Genomic DNA, 19,545 nt, shown 5'->3' with positions numbered 1-19,545 from the left:
TTTTCACGCCGAACGACGTTGCCAATACTCATAAAATGCCAGCGCCGCGACGTTCTTGTCTTTGGCCTCCAGCATGATGTCGAAGCGCTCGAGAAACTGCAGCGCGTAGTCATTGGTCCAGCGGTTCCACATTTGCGCGCTGTGGGCGTACAGATCGCGCTTGGCGACCACCTTCAGGAGCGCGTCCATTTCCAGCTTGTGCTCGGCGTCAAACCCCAGCGCTTGCAGGCTTTCCTGGGGCTGGGAGTAATGCATCGTCGGGCGTACGCCGCGCCAGCTTTCGATGACGCGGGCAACCCGTGGCGAATCGGGGTCGATGTATTCGTCTTCGTTGATCCAGCAGTGATGAATGTCCAGCACCACCGGTGCCAGGTCGGCGACTTGCAGACAGTGGTCCAGGCCGTAGGTTTTTTCGTCGTTTTCAAAGGTAATGCAATTACGCGCCACCTCGGACAAGCGTGACCACACCGCGCGGGTGCCTTCAACGCCCAAGCGGCCGGCGATGTGGACGTTGCACTTGAGGTCCTGAAAGCGGCGGCCGTAGCCCATCATGCGGATCATGTCGGCGTGGTATTCGAACTCGGCCACGCTGTTTTCCACCACGCCGAGGTTGTCCGAGCCCAGCACGCAATATTGCCCAGGGTGAAAGGACAAACGGATATCCGAGGCGCGAGCCAGGTCGCCGATGGCGGCGAACCCCTCGCTCAACTGACGCACAAGGGCCGGGTCTTTGTAGACATCTGCCACTTTCGGGTGGCTGTAGAACGGCAGCAGGTCACTGCTCAAGCGCAGCATGCGCAGCGTCGCAGGCAGCTCGGCGACATAGGCCAGCAGGCTCAATTGCGCCGCGAGGTTGTGGGTCACCACCTCGACCAATTTGCTGCGGGCGACCCGAGGTTCGACGCTCTCCATCCAGCGCAGGGTGGTGGTACGCGGGTTGTAGGGGCCTTCGATTAACTTGAGCGCACTGGCCGACGGCAGGCGTTCAGGGTGCTTGTACTGGCAGGCAAAGCCGATGCGAGGATGGGTCATGGAAAGGCCAGGTCATAAGTGAGCGTGAGGACAACACAATCTTAGGCGCATGCCGCCGCCAGGGGTTCATTCAACCCGCGTCGTGGGTGAATCAAGTTGAATCCCGGTTTCACCTGGCGGTCATCTATAAGGAACGATAACGCAATGGAGGTGACGATGAACCTTGCAATGACACTCTGCAGCCTGTTTGCCGGCTGGATGGCGATTGTGTTCTCCATGACGTGGGGCCTGTTGCGCGTCCTGCGCTGGCACCATGCTTAACACCCCCGACGGGCGCTACTTTGTGGTCAAGGGTCAGCTGTGGCGCTGCACCAACCCCGCGCTGGATGAAGCCACGCGCCAGCACTGGGTCAACGCTTTGATGGACGCGCGCCGCGCGGTCAAGTCGGCCAAGGCCAGCGGCGACGCCAGCCAATTGCGCGCGGCTCGCCAGCAGGTGCAGCAGGCCAAGGTCGCACTCGGTGAGCGTGGCCCGGTGTGGTGGCGCGATGGCAGCCCGGACTACAACCGTTACCAGGTGGCCAATACGCCGTATGCGGCGTGGTTTGAAAAACATCTCGACACGAAGCCCCACTGAACTTTCTTACAAATGCCAGGCTCCTTTCCTATGCGAAGTCACCGTGCCCTGATCCCAGGGTGCTGAACGATAAGGAGCCGCCACCGACATGACTACCCTCCCCGCCTATCCCACCGTCAGACCTGGCCCGCTGCACTCGATCTTGCTGGCCGGCGCCGTGCCATTGTTTTTGGGTGCGTTGCTCAGTGACATTGCCTACGGCCAGACCTACCAGATCCAATGGGCCAACTTTGCGTCCTGGCTGATCGCCGGCGCGCTGGTGTTCAGTGGCTTTGCGCTGTTGTTTGCGCTGGTCAACCTGCTGCGCGCCGAACGCAAGGCCGGGCGCCCGGCGGCTTATTTCCTGTTGCTGTTGGCGACGTGGGTGCTGGGGCTGGTCAACGCCTTTCAGCATGCCAAGGACGCCTACGCGATGATGCCTGGCGGGCTGATCCTGTCGGTGATTGTCACGGTGCTGGCCATCGCCGCAACGTGGATCGGCCTGACTAACCTGCGCTCGGGAGCTACCCAATGAAACCATTCCACACCCTGAGCGTATTGAGCGCCGCCCTGTTGCTGACCGCCTGTGGTAGCGAAGGCGACAAAACACAGGCCCGCGGCCCCGACCCGAAATTGCCCGAGCAACAAAGCAGCCTGTTGCCGAGCATGAAAATTGCCGAGCCCGCGCCCTGGGGCGAGCAGAAACCCAAGGTGCCCGAGGGCTACAGCGTTACCGCCATTGCCACCGACCTGGCTATCCCGCGCCAGACCCTGGTGCTGCCCAACGGCGACATCCTCGTCGCCGAAGGCCGTGGCGGCAGCGCGGCCAAGCTCAAGCCCAAGGACGTGATCGCCAGCGTGATCAAGGCCGAGGGCAACACCAAGGTCAAGGGCGGCAACCGCCTGACGCTGCTGCGCGACGCCGACGGTGACGGCACCTATGAATTGAAAACGGTATTTGCCGAAAACCTCAACGCGCCTTATGGCCTGGCCTACGCCAACGGCAAACTCTACGTCGCCAACCAGGATGCGCTGGTGCGCTTTGACTACGCCGACGGCCAGACCAAAGCCAGTGGCCCGCCCACCACAATCACCGACCTGCCGGCGCAGATCAACCATCACTGGACCAAGTCCCTGGCCGTGAGTGAGGACGGGCGCCAGCTGTACGTGGGCATCGGCTCCAACAGCAACATCACCGAGCGCGGCATGGAAGTGGAAATCGACCGGGCGATGGTCTGGCAGATCGACGCCGCCACCGGCGCGCACAAACCCCACGCCACCGGCATTCGCAACCCGACCGCGCTCACGATTCAACCCGGCTCCGGGCAATTGTGGGCGGTGGCCAACGAGCGTGATGAACTCGGCCCGGACCTGGTGCCCGACTACCTGACCTCGGTGCGTGAAGGCGCCTTCTATGGCTGGCCCTATAGCTACTGGGGCCAGAACGTCGACCCGCGCGCGCAACCGCAGAACCCGGCGAAAGTCGCCGCCGCCATCAAGCCTGATTACAGCCTGGGCTCCCACGTTGCAGCGTTGGGTGTGGACTTTTCCAGCCCTGCGATGGGTGAGAAATTCGCCGACGGTGCGTTTGTCGGCGAGCACGGCAGCTGGAACCGCGATAACCCGGTGGGCTACAAAGTGATCTTCGTGCCCTTCAGCAATGGCAAACCGGCGGGTGAACCGATTGATTTTGCCACCGGTTTTCGTGGCGATGACGGCAAGACGCGTGGGCGCCCAGTAGGCGTGACGGTGGACCCCAAAGGTGCGCTGATCATTGCCGATGACCTGGCCAATACCATTTGGCGCGTAACACGTAATCGCTAGTCCGTGTATGACAGGGGCGATTCGCCCCTGTCAGCCCTCACCGTGCAATTGCATTTCAAGCCAGGCCAGCAGCGCCGCAACTTCGCTGCGCGGGCCTGCGCCTTGGTGCCTGTAGACCGAAATCGCCTCGGGTAGCTGCACACTCTCGGCGCAGGGCCTTACCAGCGCCCCACTTTCAATCAAACGGCTGGCGGTGCGACGCCAGCCCATGGCGATACCGTGCCCTTCCACAGCGGCCTGCAACATCAACGGGTAGCTATCGAAGGTGGCGCCACGCGCATCCGCGGCCAATACCTGACCGAATGCCTGCAACCACTCATCCCACTCCATCAAATGCGGTGGCGCGGCGCTGTGGTGCAAAAACGTATGGGCGTGCAATTCGGTGAGTGGCAAGGGATGTTCAGCGTTCAGGTACGCAGGACTGCAGACCGGAAATACCTCGTCAGAGGCGGTGAGCATCAACGGGTGGGCGCCACTGGGGCGTCGGGTACTTTGCAGGGCCACGTCGAAGTGGTCCTTGAACTCCGTGAGGGGCCGGGTCGAGGTCACCACCTGGATTTCGATGTGCGGGTATTGCTGGTGAAACGTCGACAGGCGCGGCATCAGCCAATAAAACGCCTCGCAGAGCTGGCAGAGCAGCACAACACGGCGCTGGGCCGTGGACGCACGCAAACCCGCAGCGCCGTCACTGATGCTGTGCAGCGCCTGGCTGACCACCTGGCCCAATTCACGCCCTTCCTGGGTCAGGAAAACCGCACGATTACGTCGATAAAACAGCTTCACCCCGAGGTTGTCTTCCAGCCCACGAATTTGCCGGCTGACCGCCGCCTGGGTGATGTGCAGTTCATCCGCCGCCCTGGAAAAACTCTCCAGGCGGGCCGCCGCTTCAAACGGTAGCAGGCTGGCGAGCGGCGGCAGGTTTTTACCAAGCGTATTCATAATCTGAGGTTATGCATCCGGGGCCGAGAACTCGTTTGTAGCACAGCCCGGCGGGTGTGCACCATTCATCCATGACTTCACGGATGCCTCGGATGACCTCACTACGAACCTCTTTTTTTGTTGGCGTGCTGCTCGCGTGTGTCGCCACATTGGGCTGGGCGCTGAACTTCATCGCCCCTTATGTCACTGGTAACTACAGCCTCTATGACCTGATGGCCGTGCGGTTTCTGGGGGTCGGCGTGCTGGGCGTGGGCGGAGTGATCCTGTGCCGGGCCCAACTGAAATGGCTCAGCCCAAGGCAATGCTGGCTGGCCGCAGCGCTTGGTGCGGCAGGTTGCCTGGCGTACGGCGTGTGCATCGGCGCAGGCGTGATGTTGGGCGGCCCGGTATTGACGCCCGCGTGTGTCGGCATGGTGCCAGTGCTACTGGCCCTGGTTGGCAATGCCCGGAACAAGACCATGGCGTGGGGCCGGCTGGCGGCGCCTTTAGCGTGCCTGACGCTGGGGCTTTTGCTGTCGAACATCAGCAGCCTGCACCAACCGGCGTTGAGTACCGTTTCGTGGCTGGCCGGTGTGTTTTTTTCGTTCAGCGCCGTTGCCTTGTGGCTGGGATTCAGCGTGATCAATCAAAAACACCTGACAACCCTTCCGGCAACCGCCACCGGCCTCTGGACCGCGTTAATGCTGGTGGGGGCCGGCGGCACTGCCCTTTGCCTGCTGCCGTTGCTCTGTGTATTCAACCTGCTGCGCCTGCCAACCCTGGGATTTGGCTTCGCCCAGGCGGGTGCGCTGTATGCCTGGAGCCTGATCATCGCGCTGATGTCCACGGTGGTCGGCGCCTGGGCCTGGAATGCTGCCATCCGACGACTGCCGATGGTGCTCAGCGGCCAATTGATTGCCCTCGAATCACTCTTTGCGACCCTGCTCGGCCTGTGGTTTCACGGTCGCGGCCCTTCGTGGATGGAAGCCACCGGCCTCGCGGCGGTGCTGATCGGCGTGGTCATGGCGGTGGGTATTATCCTGACCGGCACAAAGCCCGCCGCAACGCGCGACACTGACGGGAGCGCCGAGGATGACCCACAGCATCGGCTCACTTGCACCCATCGAGACCTTTGAGTGTCACGACCTGGCTATCTGGTGAAAGCAGCGAAGAGCGATCGTCGGGCGTTAAAACGGTTGACCTGATTGCCTTAGGCAACTATATATTTGCTTAAGGCAACCAACCGAGCACTGCCATGACCACGACCCTTGTCGAACGCGCCGCGATCATTCGCGGTTTCAACCGTTTTTACACCCATCAGATCGGCGTGCTGCAGGAACACTTGCTGCAAAGCGATTTCTCGCTGACCGAAATCCGCGTGATGTACGAACTCTCCTCCCGTGGCGACCTGACCAGCGCCGACCTGTGCCAGATGCTCGGCCTTGATGCGGGCTACCTGAGCCGGCTGATCAGCGGTTTCGAAAAGAAAGGGCTGGTCCAGAAAGTGCGCTCCGTCACCGATGCGCGTGCGGTGCAACTGCACCTCAGCGACCTCGGTCGATCAGTGCTGGCGCCGCTGGAAAACCAGACCCAACAGGAAGTCATCGCCTTGCTCGAAGCCTTGCCCGAGCAGCAACAGCAGCAACTCACGGCGTCGATGCAGCGTATCCAGACACTGTTGCAAGGCGGCACGCCAAGTTACCTGCTGCGCGATCCGCAGCCCGGCGACATGGGCCGGGTGGTGCAACAGCAATCGGCGCTGTATGCGCGTGAGTACCACTGGAATTGGGAGTTTGAAGCGTTGGTGTCGGAGATTGTCGCCAAGTATTTGCGCGAATTCGACCCGAGCGCCGAGCGCTGCTGGATCGCAGAAAAGGACGGCGAAGTGGTGGGGTCAATCTTCGTGGTGCGCCATGACGAAACCACCGCCAAGCTGCGCATGCTCTACGTGGACGCCAGTGCACGGGGCATGGGCATCGGTCAGCGGCTGGTGGAAGAATGCCTGCGTTTTGCGCGCAATGCCGGTTACAAAAGCATGCTGTTGTGGACGGTCGACGCGCTGACCGATGCGCGCAAGCTGTATCAGAAAGCCGGGTTCCACCTGGTAGACCAAGAAGCGACGGTGAGCTTCGGCAAATCGTTGATCAGTGAAACCTGGGCCCGCGAGCTGTAAGGCGTTCCCGCGCTGTCGCCAGCGCGGGCGCTTGCGCGATTACAGGTCAGTGATTTCCTTATGGCGCGGTACCAGCGCCTTCATCACGCTCCACGCCACCAGGTAGGCCAGGGCACAGATCGCAAACATGATCATGTAGCCGGTGTGGATGTCGTTGATGGACTTGTAGTAGTCAAATACCCAGCCACCGATCTTGGTCATCACCACACCGCCCAAGCCCCCGGCCATACCGCCGATGCCAACCACCGAAGCCACGGTTTTTTGCGGGAACATATCGGACACCGTAGTGAAGATGTTGCACGACCACGCCTGGTGCGCCGAGGCGCCCACACCGATCAGCAGCACCGGCACCCAGAAGCTCAGGTAGCCGAAAGGCTGCGCCAGCAACACCACCAGCGGGAACAGCGCGATCACCAGCATGGCTTTCATGCGCCCGTCGTAGGGAGCATCGCCACGGGCCATGAAGTAGCTGGGAAACCAGCCGCCGCCGATACTGCCGACCATGGTCATGCTGTACAGCACGGCCAGCGGCATCACGATGTCCGCGCCTTTCATGCCGTATTGCGCCGACAGGTAAGTGGGCAGCCAGAACAGAAAGAACCACCACACGCCGTCAGTCATGAACTTGCCGAAGGCAAATGCCCAGGTTTGGCGGTAGGTAAGCAGTTTGAACCACGAGACTTTTTTCGCGGCAGCACCCACGGGTTCTGGCGTGAACGGCTGCACCGTCTGGTCGCTGCGAATGTAAGCCAGCTCTTCGGCCGACAAGCGTTTTTGCTGTTCCGGTTTTTCGTAAACCGCCGCCCACACCGCCACCCAGACAAAGCCCAGCATGCCGATGACCATAAAGGCCGCTTCCCAGCCCCATATGCCGGCAATCAAGGGCACGCAGATCGGCGCCAGGATCGCCCCCACGTTAGCCCCGGAGTTGAAGATACCGGTGGCTAGCGAGCGTTCTTTTTTCGGGAAGTATTCGGCAGTGGCCTTGATCGCGATGGGGAAGTTGCCCGCCTCGCCAATCGCCAGCACGGCGCGCGACAGCATGAAACCGGCAATCGACACTGGGATCACCGCCAGGCCGATAGCGCCGCTCACTGCAGCGATGCCCTCACCCATCGGCACCGAGAACGCATGCATGATGGCGCCGGTGGACCAAATGCCAATCGCCACCACATAGGCGGCCTTGGTGCCGATCTTGTCGACAAAGCGTCCGGCAAACAGCATGGAAATCGCGTAGACAAACTGGAACACCGCCGCGATGTTGGCGTAGTCCGTGTTGCTCCAGCCAAATTGCGTCGACAACTGCGGCGCCAGAAGGCTGAGGACTTGGCGGTCTAGGTAGTTGACGGTAGTGGCAAAGAACAACATCGCGCAGATGGTCCAGCGATAGTTGCCGACGGCCGTGCCGACGCGATGGGCGTTGATGGGCTCATTCAAATTCATGGCATCACTTTTTATTTTTGTTAGATAAGACATATGTAACGTCATATGTCGTCGTACAACTGTGACTTTTATATCGGGCCGCCTACCCGGTGTCAATCTCCAAAATTGCCTTTTAACCAGGGATTACGCAGATCTGAAAATGCTTAACTACGCGCAGTTGTAGGATGACAAATCCTGAATACCCGACTGGGTACTTTGCCGGGCACATCATCAAGCAGGCCGAAGGGCTGCATGCCGAGCTTCTCCAGCACACGGATCGACGCGGCGTGATCCGGTCGCACCAGCCCGAATACCTGAGGCAATCCCAGCGTTTGAAACGCCATCGTCAGCGCGTCGTGGCCAAGCTCGGTGGCATAGCCCTGCCCCCAGGCATCGACCGCGAAGCGATAGCCCAGGTTGATGCGCCGCTCGGTCAGGTAATTGAGCGGCGCCACTCCGCCAAAGCCGATGAGGTGATCGGGCGCCTCGCGACGGGCAATGGCCCACCAGCCATAGCCCTGGCTGGCCCATTGTTCGAGCCAGTGGTTGAGCAGGCGTTGCGCGTCGTCGAGGTTGGCCATTGGGCCACTCGGGTTGAACAGGTTTGTCTGCGGGTCGCCGAAGATCGCGAACAATCGGTGCACATCGCTGGGCTCTGGCGTGCGATAGATCAGGCGTGAGGCGGTGACGGGCATTCTGATAATTCCCTGGTCAGGTCGTGAAGTTCAATTCATCTGCAAAAAAAGGTAAATAGCGGTGAATTATTTCATGTCCGCTTGTATCTGAACTGACAGAGCGGTGCCATCGCAACGATGGCACCTCCCCTGTTCTGTTTTAGAGTGGCCCGCATGAAATTACGTAAGAAAAGCGTCAAACCCATCGGATTGAAAGACATCACCATCGTCGACGATGCCAAGGTGCGCAAGGCGATTACCGCCGCCGCCCTGGGTAACGCCATGGAGTGGTTCGACTTTGGTGTCTACGGTTTCGTCGCCTATGTGCTTGGCAAGGTGTTCTTCCCGGACGCCTCACCGAGCGTGCAAATGATTGCCGCCTTGGCCACCTTCTCGGTGCCCTTCCTGATTCGCCCGCTGGGTGGCCTGTTCTTCGGTGCGCTGGGCGACAAATACGGACGGCAGAAAGTCCTCGCCGCAACCATCGTCATCATGTCCTTGAGCACCTTTGCCATCGGCCTGATTCCCGGGTATGCCTCGATTGGCATCTGGGCACCGATCCTGCTGTTGCTGTGCAAAATGGCCCAAGGGTTCTCGGTAGGCGGTGAGTACACCGGCGCCTCGATCTTCGTCGCCGAGTACGCCCCGGACCGTAAACGCGGGTTCCTCGGCAGCTGGCTGGATTTTGGTTCGATTGCCGGTTTCGTGCTCGGCGCCGGTGTGGTGGTGCTGATTTCGACGATCCTCGGTGAGGCCGATTTCGAGGCGTGGGGCTGGCGTCTGCCGTTCTTCCTCGCCCTGCCTTTGGGCATCATCGGTTTGTACCTGCGTCACGCGCTGGAAGAAACCCCGGCGTTCCAGCAGCACATGGACAAACTTGAACAAGGCGACCGCCAGGGCCTGACCCACGGTCCCAAGGTGTCGTTCAAAGAGGTGGCTACCCAGCACTGGCGCAGCCTGCTGACCTGCATCGGTATCGTCGCGGCCACCAACGTGACGTACTACATGTTGCTCACCTATATGCCGAGCTACCTGTCGCACAACCTGCATTACAAAGAAAACAGCGGCGTGCTGATCATCATCGCCATCATGGTCGGCATGCTGTTCGTGCAGCCGTTCATCGGTTTTGTCAGCGACAAGATTGGCCGTAAACCCTTCATCATCGCCGGCAGCGTCGGGCTGCTGTTGCTGTCTATCCCGGCGTTTATGTTGATTACCAGCGGTAAAATCGGCCTGATTTTCGCCGGTCTGTTGATTCTGGCCGTGGTGCTGAACTTCTTTATCGGCGTGATGGCCTCGACGCTGCCGGCTATGTTCCCGACCCACATTCGCTATAGTGCGCTGGCCAGCGCGTTCAACGTCTCGGTACTGATTGCCGGCCTCACACCCACCGCGGTGGCCTGGCTGGTGGAAAGCACCAACAACCTGTACATGCCCGCTTACTACCTGATGGTGTTTGCGGTGGTCGGCCTGATTACCGGCCTGACCATGAAGGAAACCGCGAACAAGCCGTTGCGCGGTGCGGCGCCAGCAGCGTCCGATATGGAAGAAGCCAAGGAAATACTGCAAGAGCACCATGACAATATCGAGCAGAAGATCGAAGACATCGATGCCGAAATTGCCGCCCTGGAAGCCAAGCGCCAGAACCTGGTGCAACAGCATCCGCGAATCAACTGATACCTGACCGTGCGTGGCGGCCCCCGCCGCCACGCCTTTGGAGTGCCCAAGCATGGTTCCAAGCGTCACCGCAGCCCACTCGTTACTCAGCGCGGACGAACGCGCCGCCATCGCCGAAATCGAAGCCACCACCAGCATTCTGCAACTGGTAACCCGCCTGACGGGCATGCGCTTTGCCAGTATTGCCAAATTCACCGACCTGGAATGGGTGGTGTGCTCGGTCCATGACCCGCTGCACATGGGGATTCATGTCGACGACGTACTCGACCTGGAAACTACCTTGTGCAGTGAATTCTGCGTCGACCCGCAGGCACTGTTCATTCCGCAAATCAGCCAGAATGGCCGCTTCGCCACCCGCCCGGTGGTCAAGCAGTACGCCATCGAAAGTTACGCCGGTGCGCCGATCTTTCTGCCCGACGGCCGCCTGTTCGGCGCGCTGTGCGCACTGGACTCACGGGCAATGCTGTTTGACGACCCCAACCTGCCGGAAACCCTGAGCCTGTTTGCGCGGCTGATTGGCTGTATTTTCTTCGCTAACCTGACAACAGCTGATCAGTAACCACGGCCCTGCCCCGCCGTGCAGCACTCTCGCGCTTTGGCGGCATGCCAAACAATCGGCTGAACTGTGAAGGGTTTTCATAGCCCACAGCGCCCACAGGCTGGTGGATTTGGCTTTCCAATGGGCAATCGACTCGGGTGCCACCCTGGGTATCTGGCTTACCTGACCTCGCGGCGTACCACAGCGACCTACGTACCCCCCAGCGCTATCTGAAAAACTGACTCGGGGTTTTGCCAAACTGTTTCTTGAACATGCTGGTGAACGCGCTTGGGCTTTCATAGCCCAGCTCGATGGCCACATCGATGATCTTCTCCCCCACCGCAATGCGCTCCAGCGCCAGCAGCAACCGCGCCTGCTGGCGCCATTGGCCGAAGGTCAGGCCGGTTTCCTTGCGGAACAGGCGCTGGATGGTTTTCTGGTCCAGGTCCAGGCGATCACTCCAATCGGCGACCGTCGAGGCATCACCCGGTTCCTGCTGCAGCGCCTGGCAGATACGGTTGATGCGCAGGTCGGCCGGCTGGGGCAGTGACAACGGCAAGGCCGGCAGGATCGCGAGTTCGTCGAGGATCAGGTGCATGATCCTCGCCTCGCGCGAGTCCTCGGCGTACGGCGGCTTCAAACTCACCGAGGCTTTGATCAGCTCGCTCAACAACGGCGACACACCGACGGTCTTGGGCTCGCTCGGCAGGTTGGGGAAACAGTCCGGGCGCACAAACACGCTGCGCATCTTCAACGTGCCCACACAACGCAGCGAATGCACTTGCCCGCTGGGCATCCAGAACCCGCGATTGGGCGGCACCGTCCATTGGTTCAACGCCGAATACACCACCATCACGCCTTCGACGGCGTACAACAGCTGATGCTTTTCGTGACTGTGGTCGGGGATCACCCAGTTTTCGGGGTAATCGGTCGCAGAACTGATGACAGCCCAGTCGCCCTCGTCGATCTCCCGCAGAAATACATCCAGTGGTTTGATTATTTCGCCCTTTTTGCGATGGTTGGCGCCCGAATTACGCGAGACAGGCATTTTCAGCGAATCTAGCATAAACGCCGCAACATTTAGAAACGGGCAGCGCGCTAAAGTACGCACTGCCCCTGTTCGCTGCCTTGTATGGAATGCCTGCATGTCGAGCCTGACCGCGCCACCCGCCACTGCAACCGCTACGCCGCAAATAAGCCCCTTGGTCATGCGTGTCCTGGGCGCCTGTGCCCTGGCGCACATGATCAACGACCTGATTCAGGCCGTGCTGCCGTCGATCTACCCGATGCTCAAGGCCAACTACGGGCTGAGCTTTACCCAGGTCGGCCTGATCACCCTTACCTTCCAGTTGACCGCGTCCTTGCTGCAACCCTGGATCGGCTACCACACCGACCGCCATCCCAAGCCCTGGCTGCTGCCGGCGGGCATGGTGTGCACGCTGATCGGCATCCTGATGCTGGCGTTTGTCGGCACCTTCCCGTTGATCCTGTTGGCGGCGGCGCTGGTCGGGGTCGGGTCGTCGACCTTCCACCCGGAAACCTCACGCGTGGCACGCCTGGCCTCGGGCGGGCGCTATGGCCTGGCACAATCGACCTTCCAGGTTGGCGGCAACACCGGCAGCGCGTTTGGCCCGTTGCTGGCGGCGGCGATCATCATTCCCTACGGCCAAACCCATATCGCCTGGTTCGGGCTGTTCGCCGTGTTCGCGATCCTGGTGCTGTATGGCTTGAGCCGCTGGTACCGCCACCACCTCAACCTGTTCAAGCTCAAGCAGGGCGGCAAGGCCACCCACGGTTTGTCCAAGGGCCGCGTGACGTTTGCCCTGGTGGTACTGGCGCTGCTGGTGTTCTCCAAATACTTCTACATGACCAGCCTGACCAGCTACTTCACCTTTTACCTGATCGAGAAATTCCACCTGTCGGTGGCCAGCTCGCAGATGTACCTGTTCCTGTTCCTCGGCGCGGTGGCCGTCGGCACCTTTGCCGGTGGCCCGATTGGCGACAAGATCGGCCGCAAGAAAGTCATCTGGTTCTCGATCCTCGGCGCCGCGCCCTTCACCCTGGCCCTGCCCTACGTCGACCTGTTCTGGACGGCCGTGCTCAGCGTGGTGATCGGTTTCATCATCGCCTCGGCCTTCTCGGCCATCGTGGTCTTTGCCCAGGAACTGGTGCCCGGCAACGTGGGGATGATCGCCGGGATCTTCTTCGGCCTGATGTTCGGCTTCAGCGGGATTGGCGCCGCGTTGCTGGGCTTGCTCGCCGACAACCATGGCATTGAGTACGTCTACAAAATCTGTTCGTTCCTGCCACTGGCGGGCATCCTGACGATCTTGCTGCCTTCAACCAAAGGCGTCTGACCGGCCAATCATCGGCTGGCCGTATGCTATTACACGGAGTGCTCTGAAAAACCTGCGTGTGCGCTTACAATCCGGATATTCAAGCGCACACCCAGGCAGACCCGGCACGACATGACGCTCGACCCTCCTACGATTCTGATATTGACCATCGCGCTGGCCGCCGCTGCTGCCCTGTATCTGGCGGTGGAATGGCGCAGCGTGCGCGAGCCGTCGCTGCTGTTCTGGGCGGCAGGTTTCGCGATCATCAGCGTCGGCTCCACCCTGGCCCTGCTGCGCAGCAGCGGCCTGTTGATGATCGGTATCTGGTTTGCCAACGGCTTGCTGGTGAGCGCGCACTGGCTGTTTTTGCTCGGCGTGGCCCGCTTTACCCACGTGCGCCTGTCGCGCGCGTGGCTGCTGATGCTGGCCGCCTGGCTCGGCATGCTGCTGTTGCCCGGCGACCTGGCGTGGTCCAAAGCCATGCTGATGGTCAACTCATTGCTGGTCGCGTTGCCGACCTTGCGCGCCAGTTTCCTGCTGCGCCCCCACGGCAAATCCCTGAGCATCGGCGCGGTGCAATTGCGCTATGTATTGCTGCTTCACGGCGCGTTTTATGTGGCCAAGGCGCTGTCGGTAATCATCCCCGGCACGCTGATCGATCTTGCCGCGTTCAAGGGCGAAATCATCCAGGTTTCGTTGGTGGAGGGCGCGATGGCGATCATGTTGATCGCGTTGTCGATGACCGGCTCCGAGCGCTATCGGCGCGAACAGCAGATTGCCCGGCTGGCGGCCCGCGACCCGTTGACGGCGCTGTACAACCGCCGCGCCCTGGATGTGCGTGCGCCGCAGCTGTTTGCCCAGGTATCGCCGCAACACCCAGGCGCTTTGCTGTTGATCGATATCGACAACTTCAAACTGGTCAACGACCTCTACGGGCATACCGCCGGCGACCGGTTGCTGATTGCGCTGAGCGAGATGATCCGCACGGTGGTGCCCGAAGGCGCGCTGGCGGCTCGCCTGGGCGGGGATGAGTTTGTGATCCTGTTGACCAAGGCCTCGGCCGCCCAGATTGTCGAGCTGGGCAGCCGCTTGCGTGAGCAGTTCCGGCAGTTGGCCGCACACACCTTCACCACCCCGGCACCGGTCACCCTGAGCATCGGCGCCAACCTGTTCGACCAGCCACCGCCGAGTCTGACGGCGCTGATCGAACAAGGCGACACCACGCTCTATGAAAGCAAACGCGGCGGGCGTGACAGCATTCGGCTGGTGGACCGAACGGGAACCGGTTCGTACGGTTAATGACTTGTTGTGGCGAGCGGGCTTGCCCCGCGTTGGGTTGCGCAGCAGCCCCATAAAGGACGCCGCATTGTTTCAGGGACACCGCGTCGGCAGTTTTTTGGGGCTGCTGCGCAACCCAACGCGGGGCAAGCCCGCTCGCCACTGCAAGTCCGCTTGCCTCAGGTTTGGTGGTGACGGTGTGCAAACCCATTCACGACGATGTAAAGCAACGGCCCCACCGACACAAACACCGCCGTCAGCAAAAAATACGGCACCAGCGAAGCCACCGAGCGCCCTCGCCCGCGCGCATCCCGGTACATCCACGCACACGCAAGCAGCACCATCAGGTACAGGTCAATCAACACCTGCGCGGTGTCCGGCCGCGACATCAATTCCCGCCCAAATGCCAACAGTGATTGCTCGGCCGTGAGCATCGTAGCCAAGGTATACAACGAAAAACCCAGCAAACCGGCCAGGGCGAAATAAGGTCTGCGCATGGTGCCTTCCTTGAAAGGATCGAGGCTCAACATAGTGATAAGGTTGCGCCTCTCGCAATGACCTCGGAGGTCATGATCAGGCCATGGACACCCCTTTAACTGCCGGCCAGCACCTGCGCCAACTGCGTCGACAGGCCAAGCTCAGCCAGCTGGACCTGGCCTTGATCACGGGCGTTTCCCAGCGCCACCTCAGTTGCATCGAAACCGGCCGGGCCAAGCCAGGCCCGGGTACTTTGCATACTCTGCTGACGGCGCTGGAGGCCCCGCTGGAGCAGTGCAACCAGGTGTTCCTCGCCGCCGGCTACGCGCCGCGTTACACCGCCACCCCACTCGCCGCACCCGCCATGGCCGCCGTCCGTGAAGCCGTCAGCCATGTGCTGCACGCCAACAACCCCGCCCCGGCGATTCTGCTGGGCAGCGAGTGGCAAGTGCTCGCCGCCAACGCCAGCACCGGCCTGTTGTTTGAGCTGGTTGGGATTGAGCCGAATGCCGCCGATGGGCTGAACCTGCTGACCACGCTGTTGCAAACCGGCGGCCTGGGCGATCACCTGATCAACGCCGAAGAAATCCGCACCGTCGCCTGGCAACGCGCTACCCGCGAAGCGCTGGGTAATCCCGCATTAGCGGGCTTACTGGCCCGTTTGCCGGTGCCGAGCAGCACCGAGTTGCCCAATGAAATGCCGCCGCTGGTGTTCACGCGCATCCGCTCAGATCGCGGTGAACTGAATTTCCTGTCCACCTTCACCACCTTCGGCATGCCCCAGGACATCACCCTCACGTCACTGCGCATCGAACATCTGATTCCTGCTGACGCGCCCACGTGGCAAGTGATGCGCGCCGCTTACGCGGAATATGCGGCGCTGGTTTTGTGAAATATCTGTACGTAGACTGCCGCCATACCTCCCACCTGAAGGCGGCGAAAAAAACCTGATGCAAGTTACCGAAGTCTCCATTGCCCAATTGCGCGCTGCGCTTGAAAGCGGCCAGACCACTGCCGTTGAACTGGTTAAGGCTTACCTGGCACGCATCGAGGCCTATGACGGCCCGCAGACCGCGACCCAGTTGAACGCCGTGGTGGTGCGCAACCCGCAAGCGCTTGAAGAAGCCCAGGCCGCCGATGCGCGTCGGGCCAAGGGCGAAATCTTGGGGCCATTGGACGGCATTCCCTACACCGCCAAGGACAGCTACCTGGTCAAAGGCCTGACGGCAGCCTCCGGCAGCCCGGCCTTCGCCACGCTGGTGGCGCAGCGCGACGCCTTCACCATCGAGCGCCTGCGCGCCGGCGGCGCTATCTGCCTGGGCAAGACCAACATGCCGCCGATGGCCAATGGCGGGATGCAGCGCGGCGTTTATGGCCGTGCAGAAAGCCCGTACAACGCTGACTACCTGACGGCGCCGTTTGCCTCCGGCTCGTCCAACGGCGCGGGCACCGCAACGGCAGCCAGCTTCGCCGCCTTCGGGTTGGCCGAGGAAACCTGGTCGAGCGGGCGCGGCCCGGCGTCCAACAATGGCTTGTGTGCCTACACGCCGTCGCGCGGGATTATTTCCGTACGCGGCAACTGGCCGCTGACACCAACCATGGACGTGGTGGTGCCGTACGCACGCACCATGGCCGACCTGCTCGAAGTGCTCGACGTCGTGGTCGCCGAAGACACCGACACGCGCGGCGACCTCTGGCGCCTGCAACCGTGGGTGCCGATTCCGAGCGTGGCGTCGGTGCGCCCGGCCTCTTACGCTGACCTGGCTGTGGGCAGCGAATCCCTGGCCGGCAAGCGTTTCGGCGTGCCGCGCATGTACATCAATGCAGACCCCGAGGCCGGCACCAGCGAGAAACCCGGGATCGGCGGGCCGACCGGGCAAAAGATCAACACCCGCGCCAGCGTGATCGACCTGTGGCACGCCGCGCGCCAGGCGTTGGAAGCGGCTGGCGCCGAAGTGATTGAAGTCGACTTCCCACTGGTCTCCAACTGTGAAGGCGACCGCCCTGGCGCGCCGACGGTGTTTACCCGTGGCTTGGTCTCCAAGGAATTTTTGCACGACGAATTGTGGGAGCTGTCGGCCTGGGCGTTCGATGATTTCCTGCGCGCCAACGACGACCCGGCGCTCAACCGCCTGGCGGATGTCGACGGGCCGAAAATCTTCCCGCACGACCCTGGCACCCTGCCCAACCGTGAAGACGACCTGGCCGCCGGCATGGACGAATACGTGCGCATGGCCGAGCGCGGCATCACACCGTGGAACGAAATCAGCACGGTGCCGGACGGCCTGCGCGGGCTGGAACAGACCCGGCGCATCGACCTGGAAGACTGGATGGACGCACGGGGTCTGGACGCGGTGTTGTTCCCGACCGTGGCCGATGTCGGCCCGGCCGATGCCGACGTGAACGAAGCCTCGGCGGATATCGCCTGGAGCAACGGCGTCTGGGTGGCTAACGGCAACCTCGCGATCCGCCACCTGGGCGTGCCGACCGTCACCGTGCCGATGGGCGTAATGGCGGACATCGGCATGCCAGTGGGGTTGACCTTCGCCGGGCGCGCCTATGACGATTCGGCGCTGCTGCGCTTTGCTTCGGCGTATGAAGCCACCGGCAGCAAACGCCTGATCCCGCCGCGTACGCCGCCATTGGCAGCTGGCTAAACACGCTCCAAATGTGGGAGCTGGCTTGCCTGCGATAGCGGTGGGTCAGCCTGCCTATTTGCCACTGACAGACCGCCTTCGCGGGCAAGCCCGCTCCCACAGTTTTAACTGCATTTCAGGCCACGCCGATCAGCAGCAGCCTAAACGCGCTCCACATGTGGGAGCTGGCTTGCCTGCGATAACAGTGGATCAGCCAGCCCATTTGTCACTGACAGACCGCCATCGCGGGCAAGCCCGCTCCCACAGTTTTGACTGCATTTCAGGTCACGCAGGTCAGCAGCAGGCTAAAACACGGTCAACCTGTGGGAGCTGGCTTGCCTGCGATAGCGGTGGATCAGCCAACCTATTTCTCACTGACAGACCGCCTCCGCAGGCAAGCCATTTCCTGCATTCACATCAAGCCAGGTAGGGCACGGCAATCAGCAGGATGGCCGTGCCATGGGCCACGGTCGCCGGCAACACGCCGTAGCGCATGCGCACCAGTGCGCAGGCCAGCCCTTCGATCAGGGTGAACAGCAATACCGGCCAGCCCAGTTGGGTGACACTCAAGGCCAGGAACGCATGGCAGGCCGCAAAGGCTACGCCGCTGATCAATGCCGCGCGCAATGGCGTCACTTGCTGTTCGAGGTAGCCCTGCAAAAACCCGCGAAACAGCACCTCTTCCAACGCATTCGCGCCATAAGCCAGGACCACCATACCCGGCAGCCAGACCCAGTAGCCGTGAATCTCGAACGCCTCGATGCCTTGGTAAACCCGCAGCGGCACACCGAGCAAACAGCCCACCACAAGCCCCACGGCCAGGCCCAGCGCAGGATTGCCGATGGTCCAGCGCATCAACTGCCATAACTGCGGCGCCGTGCGTGCAAGCAACATGATCAGCAGCACTGACATCCCGCCCAGCGCCGCCAACACAAAGGCATTCGCGCTGAACGCAATCTGCACCTCGCTGCTGAGCGACCACATCCCCAGCGGCGTCATCGCGTCACGCATCAACACAAATGCCGTCAGCAGGATCAGGATGCGCATCGCCGGCATTGCCTTGGGCGTCAGTGCAAACCACAGCCCAAACAGCACCAGCCCCGGCGCCAGGTGAATGCCGTAGTTGATCAGTACGCCCATGCCTTGGCTGATCATGCCGGCTTCAACCGTGGGCGACAGCAATCATGTCGATCTCGACCGCTGCCGACTTCGGCAACTGCATCACCCCCACCGAGGTGCGGGTGTGCGTGCCAGCGCTGCCGAGAATTTCATGCAGCAGGTCCGACGCACCGTTGGCCACCTCGCTTTGCTGATCAAAGTCTTCGGCGCTGCGCACGTACACAGTGATACGTGCGATGGCCTTGACTTGATCCAGCGAGCCCAATGCCTGCTTGAGCAAGCCCAGGCAACGCAGCGCGCTGATGCCGGCGGCGATTTGCGCCTGGGCCAGGGTCAGGCTTTCGCCGACTTTGCCGGGCAGCACGATCGTGTCGCCAACCCGCGGGATCTGGCCGCTGATGTACAGGTGGTGACCATCGCGCACCAAGGGTGTGTAGTTGCCGCCGATTTTGAACTCATCCAGTTGATAGCCGAGACGCTGCTGGGCCGCCTGGTATTTTTCGTCTGCTGTCATGCTCGTCAAACCTCGTTGCGACGTTGCCACTCATCCACCACATCGCCCAGGGTCTTGGGGATGTCGCTGCGAATCCAGGCCATGAAAGGCCGGTCGAACTTGAACCCCGGACCGCAGTGTTCAAGCATGAAACGGCGAACGTTCTGGGTATTTTTGTAGTGGGGGGTGACGGGAGTTGCGCGGGTAATGACGTCGCTGTGCCAGTTAAAATCCATTTTCCCCTCGGGCGTTTTGTTGTGTCGGCAGTAGCATAGCGATGTGCTACTTAAGCAGGAAGCGGCAAGGTAAAAATCGCACCACCAGCTCTTGTGTTGGGATGTCGTACAAGACCTCGCAGCGTACATAACGAGACGATGACTAACCCTTTAAAG

Annotated in this window: 20 protein-coding genes and 1 pseudogene; 11 read left to right on the top strand and 10 right to left on the bottom strand. The window is 61.4% G+C overall.

What is annotated here, in order from left to right; genetic code table 11:
• Positions 1-3: 3 nt before the first annotated feature.
• Positions 4-1,032 carry a UV DNA damage repair endonuclease UvsE gene (gene uvsE / locus ACM530_RS24220; RefSeq protein ID WP_416363360.1) on the bottom strand — a complete coding sequence of 343 codons (1,029 nt, stop codon included), beginning with the start codon at positions 1,030-1,032 and terminating at the stop codon, positions 4-6.
• Positions 1,033-1,285: 253 nt separating this feature from the next.
• On the opposite strand from uvsE, the gene ACM530_RS24215 reads away from it, so the two are divergent.
• The 3 genes from ACM530_RS24215 to ACM530_RS24205 all read left to right on the top strand — a co-directional run bounded on the left by ACM530_RS24215 (position 1,286) and on the right by ACM530_RS24205 (position 3,412).
• Complete coding sequence (locus ACM530_RS24215; RefSeq protein ID WP_106579008.1) at positions 1,286-1,609, top strand: hypothetical protein; 324 nt, start codon at positions 1,286-1,288, stop codon at positions 1,607-1,609.
• 88 nt (positions 1,610-1,697) lie between these two features.
• Positions 1,698-2,123 (top strand): DUF2231 domain-containing protein, encoded by a 426-nt coding sequence (locus tag ACM530_RS24210; protein ID WP_416363359.1) that lies wholly within the window; start codon positions 1,698-1,700, stop codon positions 2,121-2,123.
• Positions 2,120-3,412, top strand: coding sequence for a PQQ-dependent sugar dehydrogenase (locus ACM530_RS24205; RefSeq protein ID WP_416363358.1), 1,293 nt, complete (start codon positions 2,120-2,122; stop codon positions 3,410-3,412). The genes ACM530_RS24210 and ACM530_RS24205 overlap by 4 nt, the downstream gene beginning before the upstream one ends.
• Positions 3,413-3,442: 30 nt before the next feature.
• Here the strand turns inward: ACM530_RS24205 and ACM530_RS24200 are convergent, their stop codons facing one another.
• Positions 3,443-4,351: a LysR substrate-binding domain-containing protein gene (locus ACM530_RS24200; protein ID WP_416363357.1), complete on the bottom strand. Its 909-nt coding sequence runs from the start codon at positions 4,349-4,351 to the stop codon at positions 3,443-3,445.
• A 92-nt stretch (positions 4,352-4,443) separates the two neighbouring features.
• Between ACM530_RS24200 and ACM530_RS24195 the strand changes: the two genes are divergently transcribed.
• Positions 4,444-5,466: an EamA/RhaT family transporter gene (locus ACM530_RS24195; protein WP_416363356.1), complete on the top strand. Its 1,023-nt coding sequence runs from the start codon at positions 4,444-4,446 to the stop codon at positions 5,464-5,466.
• 119 nt (positions 5,467-5,585) lie between these two features.
• On the top strand, positions 5,586-6,503 hold the full coding sequence (locus tag ACM530_RS24190) for a bifunctional helix-turn-helix transcriptional regulator/GNAT family N-acetyltransferase (protein WP_416363355.1): 918 nt from the start codon (positions 5,586-5,588) through the stop codon (positions 6,501-6,503).
• 39 nt (positions 6,504-6,542) lie between these two features.
• Here the strand turns inward: ACM530_RS24190 and ACM530_RS24185 are convergent, their stop codons facing one another.
• Positions 6,543-7,946 (bottom strand): MFS transporter, encoded by a 1,404-nt coding sequence (locus ACM530_RS24185; RefSeq protein ID WP_369303113.1) that lies wholly within the window; start codon positions 7,944-7,946, stop codon positions 6,543-6,545.
• A 143-nt stretch (positions 7,947-8,089) separates the two neighbouring features.
• Complete coding sequence (locus ACM530_RS24180; RefSeq protein ID WP_416363354.1) at positions 8,090-8,620, bottom strand: GNAT family N-acetyltransferase; 531 nt, start codon at positions 8,618-8,620, stop codon at positions 8,090-8,092.
• Positions 8,621-8,773: 153 nt separating this feature from the next.
• Here ACM530_RS24180 and proP point away from each other — a divergent pair, with 153 nt between their 5' ends.
• Positions 8,774-10,276, top strand: coding sequence for a glycine betaine/L-proline transporter ProP (gene proP, locus ACM530_RS24175; RefSeq protein WP_145161138.1), 1,503 nt, complete (start codon positions 8,774-8,776; stop codon positions 10,274-10,276).
• A gap of 52 nt (positions 10,277-10,328) precedes the next feature.
• A complete protein-coding gene (locus ACM530_RS24170; protein ID WP_416363353.1) occupies positions 10,329-10,835 on the top strand; it encodes a GAF domain-containing protein in 507 nt (168 codons plus the stop codon).
• On the opposite strand, the pseudogene ACM530_RS24165 reads toward ACM530_RS24170, so the two are convergent.
• Positions 10,810-10,941: pseudogene (locus ACM530_RS24165) on the bottom strand (AraC family transcriptional regulator); the annotation flags it as partial. The gene ACM530_RS24170 and the pseudogene ACM530_RS24165 overlap by 26 nt on opposite strands.
• Positions 10,942-11,040: 99 nt before the next feature.
• On the bottom strand, positions 11,041-11,862 hold the full coding sequence (locus ACM530_RS24160) for an AraC family transcriptional regulator (RefSeq protein ID WP_242198225.1): 822 nt from the start codon (positions 11,860-11,862) through the stop codon (positions 11,041-11,043).
• Positions 11,863-11,959: 97 nt separating this feature from the next.
• Between ACM530_RS24160 and ACM530_RS24155 the strand changes: the two genes are divergently transcribed.
• Both ACM530_RS24155 and ACM530_RS24150 read left to right on the top strand, forming a co-directional pair.
• Positions 11,960-13,171, top strand: a complete 1,212-nt coding sequence (locus ACM530_RS24155; RefSeq protein ID WP_416363352.1) for an MFS transporter — start codon at positions 11,960-11,962, stop codon at positions 13,169-13,171.
• A 111-nt stretch (positions 13,172-13,282) separates the two neighbouring features.
• Positions 13,283-14,449: a GGDEF domain-containing protein gene (locus ACM530_RS24150; protein ID WP_416363351.1), complete on the top strand. Its 1,167-nt coding sequence runs from the start codon at positions 13,283-13,285 to the stop codon at positions 14,447-14,449.
• Positions 14,450-14,607: 158 nt separating this feature from the next.
• On the opposite strand, the gene ACM530_RS24145 is transcribed toward ACM530_RS24150, so the two are convergent.
• Positions 14,608-14,925, bottom strand: a complete 318-nt coding sequence (locus ACM530_RS24145) for a DUF2834 domain-containing protein (RefSeq protein ID WP_416363350.1) — start codon at positions 14,923-14,925, stop codon at positions 14,608-14,610.
• A gap of 83 nt (positions 14,926-15,008) precedes the next feature.
• Between ACM530_RS24145 and ACM530_RS24140 the strand changes: the two genes are divergently transcribed.
• Positions 15,009-15,797 (top strand): helix-turn-helix domain-containing protein, encoded by a 789-nt coding sequence (locus ACM530_RS24140; protein WP_416363349.1) that lies wholly within the window; start codon positions 15,009-15,011, stop codon positions 15,795-15,797.
• A 55-nt stretch (positions 15,798-15,852) separates the two neighbouring features.
• A complete protein-coding gene (locus tag ACM530_RS24135; protein WP_416365118.1) occupies positions 15,853-17,562 on the top strand; it encodes an amidase in 1,710 nt (569 codons plus the stop codon).
• Between the two features lie 396 nt (positions 17,563-17,958).
• Here the strand turns inward: ACM530_RS24135 and ACM530_RS24130 are convergent, their stop codons facing one another.
• Genes ACM530_RS24130 through ACM530_RS24120 form a run of 3 tightly spaced genes read right to left on the bottom strand, consistent with a single transcriptional unit; the run spans position 17,959 to position 19,389 of the window.
• On the bottom strand, positions 17,959-18,696 hold the full coding sequence (locus tag ACM530_RS24130) for a CPBP family intramembrane glutamic endopeptidase (RefSeq protein WP_416363348.1): 738 nt from the start codon (positions 18,694-18,696) through the stop codon (positions 17,959-17,961).
• A gap of 7 nt (positions 18,697-18,703) precedes the next feature.
• Positions 18,704-19,174 carry a RidA family protein gene (locus ACM530_RS24125; RefSeq protein WP_119740019.1) on the bottom strand — a complete coding sequence of 157 codons (471 nt, stop codon included), beginning with the start codon at positions 19,172-19,174 and terminating at the stop codon, positions 18,704-18,706.
• 5 nt (positions 19,175-19,179) lie between these two features.
• On the bottom strand, positions 19,180-19,389 hold the full coding sequence (locus ACM530_RS24120) for a DUF6434 domain-containing protein (protein ID WP_145161156.1): 210 nt from the start codon (positions 19,387-19,389) through the stop codon (positions 19,180-19,182).
• Positions 19,390-19,545: the final 156 nt, after the last annotated feature.

It is taken from the genome of Pseudomonas sp. NFX183, from assembly GCF_047943075.1.
In the GTDB taxonomy this organism is placed as follows: domain Bacteria; phylum Pseudomonadota; class Gammaproteobacteria; order Pseudomonadales; family Pseudomonadaceae; genus Aquipseudomonas.
Note: the sequence above shows the minus strand (reverse complement) of the source record. Positions and strands in the feature narration are given on the sequence as shown.